Consider the following 3586-nt stretch of genomic DNA (forward strand, 5'->3'; position numbering starts at 1 on the left):
ATGTGGAAAGCACCATCAACCCGGCGCTTTTGACTCGGGTTAATCGGTCGATGCGTAATGCCTTCCTTCTTGGCGAAGTGGACGGGGCAGATTTCGCTGACCTTTGAAGGACTCTAGGAAGAAGGTTTCATCTGCTTCGACAATGCCAGATACATGCTGGGCCTGATGATCAGCAATCTGGCTGAGGAAGCGGTGTCGCCACAGAAAAGCGGTGTTCTTGCTGACACCACACTGTATCGCCGCTTTGCGTACGCTCAGGCTCTGGGTCAGCGNCTGGGTACTTTGATTACGCCCTGTAACGGCCCGCCAACCCCAGAAAGACAGGATCTCAACTGATTGCGTTGCTCTGGGTTATGGGAAGCTCTGCGTATTGACAACAGCTTCACCCATGGCATTGACGAACATGGCGATAACCGCTTCTTTTTGAAGTCGGTTGTTGATATTGCCCACAGTCGCGGTGTGAAAGTGTTTGCCAGTGGCGTGGAAACCGTCGAGGAATTCAAGGTACTGTGTGATATGGGCATTGATGGTGCAATGGGCTACCATCTGGGGCGTCCGTTTACCGCAGACAACCACCAATTGACAGGGGAATAATACGCTTATGCCAGGCAAAATCAGGCAGTATTTCAAGGACAAAAAAGGCGATGCCCGGGATTCCTCCGGTGGTGGAATGGTGGGTAAGTTGCTGCTTATCATTGTGGTGTTCTACCTGCTGATTGCCATGATCATGGGTATGTACTGGAGCAGCGAGCCCGACAGTTTCTCTGTGCGTGAACACACCCGTGCTACCGCCAACGCCATGCAGCGTGAACCGGTGACTGGTTTTGCCACCACCGCCACCATGATCCGAATCGCGGAAACTCTGCTGGACAAGCCCGGCGGTTACATTACCAACGACATTTTCCCTCCGGGCCTTTGGCTGGACAACGTGCCCAACTGGGAATTCGGTGTGCTGGTGCAAGTGCGTGATCTGGCCCGAGCCATGCGTCAAGACATCAGTCGCGCCCAGAGCCAGTCCTCGGAAGACGCGGACCTGATCATTGCCGAGCCCCAGTTGCACTTTGATAGCGATAGCTGGGCGATTCCCTCAACCGAATCCGAATATCGTCGCGGGATCACCGCTTTGAAGCGCTATTTGAATCGGCTGTCTAGCCCTGATCAGGCCGATGCGCAGTTCTATGCCCGTGCCGATAGCTTGAACAGTTGGCTGGCCGACCTGGAAACCCGTTTGGGCAGCTTGTCCCGCACCCTGGGTGAGAGTGTGGGTAAAGCCTCTATTTCCGACACGGTAGCGGATTTTGAAGGCCAGGACCCGCTGGAAGAGCGAGCCGAAGGCGTTGCTGTAAAAACCGATTGGACCAAGATAGACGATGTGTTTTACGAGGCCCGCGGCAGTTCTTGGGCGCTACTGCATATATTCCGTGCCATTGAAGTGGATTTCCGCAAGGTATTGCAGGACAAGAACGCTACAGCCAGCGTTAAGCAGGTCATCATTGAGCTTGAGGGTGCGCAGGGCGACATGTGGAGCCCGGTGATTCTCAACGGCAGTGGCTTTGGCATAATGGCCAACCATTCGCTGACCATGGCGGCCTATTTGTCGCGGGCCAACGCGGCGATCAGTGACATGCGGGAGTTACTGTCGCGGGGCTAGCAATGGGCTCCCGCTGATGTGCAGGCAACAAAAAACCGGACTTAATGCAAGCCACACATAAGGCGAGTGGCTTGACCGGCGAGTCGGGTTTTTTATGGTTAAAAAGCACTTTAGGGCGATTTCGGCGACGTTACATCTGCTTTTGGCAATGCAGCATCCGGTTTTGGTAGAGTAATGTCCAAAGCAATGGGCAGATGATCAGACATCGGGTAACCGACCACGCCGGAGCTATGGACCTGTAGGCTGGGGCTCACCAGAATATGATCCAGCGCTTTTTCAGGGCGCCAGCTGGGAAAACTGTGAGCGTTTGCCGGCAACGGAATCAAGTCGGTCTGCTTCAGCGGCGTATTGGTCAACAGCTGCTCCGCATGAGCGTTCATGTCGCCCATCAGCACCACGTGACGATAGTCGTTGATTAAGTCGCTAACAAAGCCCAGCTGGCGCTGCTGGGCCGATTTACTCAGCGACAGGTGCGTCATAACCAGCAACAGCGGGTCTTCCGGATTGCCGTACTTGGCGACTATCACACCACGGCCGGGAATCAACCCCGGCAAACGGTGCTCTTTTACCTCGAGCGGCCGAAACCGGCTCAGCAAGCCATTACTGTGCTGGGCAAACTGCCCAAGATTTCGGTTAAGCTGCTGATACCAATAGGGTATACCGGCGGCCTCGGCCAGGTACTGAACCTGGTTGATATGGCCACTGCGCAAACTGCCACCGTCACATTCCTGTAGCGCAATAACATCGTAATTACTGAGCAGCGTGGCAATCCGGTCCAGATTTTCAAAACGGCTACGATGAGGCAACACGTGTTGCCAACTGCGGGTCAGGTAGTGCCGGTATGACGAAGTGCTGATGCCCACCTGAATATTGAACGTCAGCAGCCGGATGTGACCACCTTCCGCAAAATCCGGAACGTGGTCCACACCCGATGAGCTGCCGCGAGCATCACCCGCGGAACGCCGCATATCATTCCACTGATTGCGCAAACGCTTATACATAGCCACCTGTATCTTAGGAATTCACGCGTTGCCCGCTCAACGGCTTCTCACTCTTATTCGCCGTCGCCGTGCTCCTGGGCAACCAGGTATTCAACCACCTCAATCGCCGCTTGCGGGCTACCGGCCGTAGAAGCGGTAACAATGTACTTGCCATTTACCAGCATAGTCGGTGTTCCGGTCACTCGCGCGCCGCGTATTTTGGCCTGCGCCTGCTGCATCCGGGCATTCACGCCAAAGCTTTTATAATTCTTCAGAAATTCATCCGCATCCACACCGTGCTCGGCGACAAAGTCCGCCAGGGCTTCAGGCGTGTTCAGCTGTCGACGCTCGACCACCAAAGCCTCGAACAGGGCATTGTGAACCTTATCCAGTTCACCCATGGCCTGCAGCGCATAAAACGCGTAAGCGTGGGGCTCCCAAGACTTACCCAACGCGGCCGGCAAGCGAACATAATCAACGTAGTCTGGCGCGTTTTTTTCGTACTCTTCGGATAACGGCTTGAATGAATAACAGTGCGGGCAGCCGTACCAGAACACCTCAGCGACCTCTATTTTATCGGCCTGATCGGTTCGCACCGGGTTATCCAGCACTTTGTAGTGGGTGCCCTGCTGCCAATCCGCCGCCATAGCGGGTAATGCAATGGCCATAGCTCCCGCCAGTACGGCGGCCTTTATCACGGTCTTAATCATTCACTGTCTCCGACTTGTTGATTACGTAAGGTAGGATTATGACCACAGAGAGCGAAAAAGTTCCATTCACACCAGCACCAACCGGGTTACCCTCCGGTAAATAACAAAAAACCCTGCTCAGGCCAAGCTACTCGCCTTATGTGTGGCTGAGGGTTTGCGCCAAGTGGTGCTAGTACTAGGGGCTGTTGACGTTTTCGCATAAGGCATTGAATAAAGTAGGCAAACTCGTAATATTAAGGTCCCTA

General features: G+C 54.4%; 3 protein-coding genes and 2 pseudogenes. 2 read left to right on the plus strand and 3 right to left on the minus strand.

Going from position 1 to position 3586, the window contains the following annotated elements:
- Positions 1 to 270 (minus strand): annotated as a pseudogene (locus A3OI_RS22485) (IS1595 family transposase); the annotation flags it as partial.
- 84 nt (positions 271 to 354) lie between these two features.
- Between A3OI_RS22485 and A3OI_RS0118830 the strand changes: the two are divergent.
- A pseudogene (locus A3OI_RS0118830) lies at positions 355 to 594 on the plus strand (EAL domain-containing protein); the annotation flags it as partial.
- A 7-nt stretch (positions 595 to 601) separates the two neighbouring features.
- Entirely contained in the window at positions 602 to 1651 is a 1050-nt protein-coding gene (locus A3OI_RS0118835; protein ID WP_018405752.1) for a DUF2333 family protein, read from the plus strand.
- A gap of 110 nt (positions 1652 to 1761) precedes the next feature.
- On the opposite strand, the gene A3OI_RS0118840 is transcribed toward A3OI_RS0118835, so the two are convergent.
- Positions 1762 to 2652, minus strand: coding sequence for an endonuclease/exonuclease/phosphatase family protein (locus A3OI_RS0118840; RefSeq protein ID WP_018405753.1), 891 nt, complete (start codon positions 2650 to 2652; stop codon positions 1762 to 1764).
- Between the two features lie 53 nt (positions 2653 to 2705).
- A complete protein-coding gene (locus tag A3OI_RS0118845) occupies positions 2706 to 3341 on the minus strand; it encodes a thiol:disulfide interchange protein DsbA/DsbL (protein ID WP_018405754.1) in 636 nt (211 codons plus the stop codon).
- Positions 3342 to 3586: the final 245 nt, after the last annotated feature.

This window comes from Marinobacter gelidimuriae (assembly GCF_000372805.1).
In the GTDB taxonomy this organism is placed as follows: Bacteria; Pseudomonadota; Gammaproteobacteria; order Pseudomonadales; family Oleiphilaceae; genus Marinobacter; species Marinobacter gelidimuriae.

Coding starts and splice junctions, on each gene's coding strand:
- A3OI_RS0118845 (WP_018405754.1), bottom strand. CDS start 3,341: ATGATTAAGACCGTGATAAAGGCCGCCGTACTGGCGGGAGCTATGGCC.
- A3OI_RS0118835 (WP_018405752.1), top strand. CDS start 602: ATGCCAGGCAAAATCAGGCAGTATTTCAAGGACAAAAAAGGCGATGCC.
- A3OI_RS0118840 (WP_018405753.1), bottom strand. CDS start 2,652: ATGTATAAGCGTTTGCGCAATCAGTGGAATGATATGCGGCGTTCCGCG.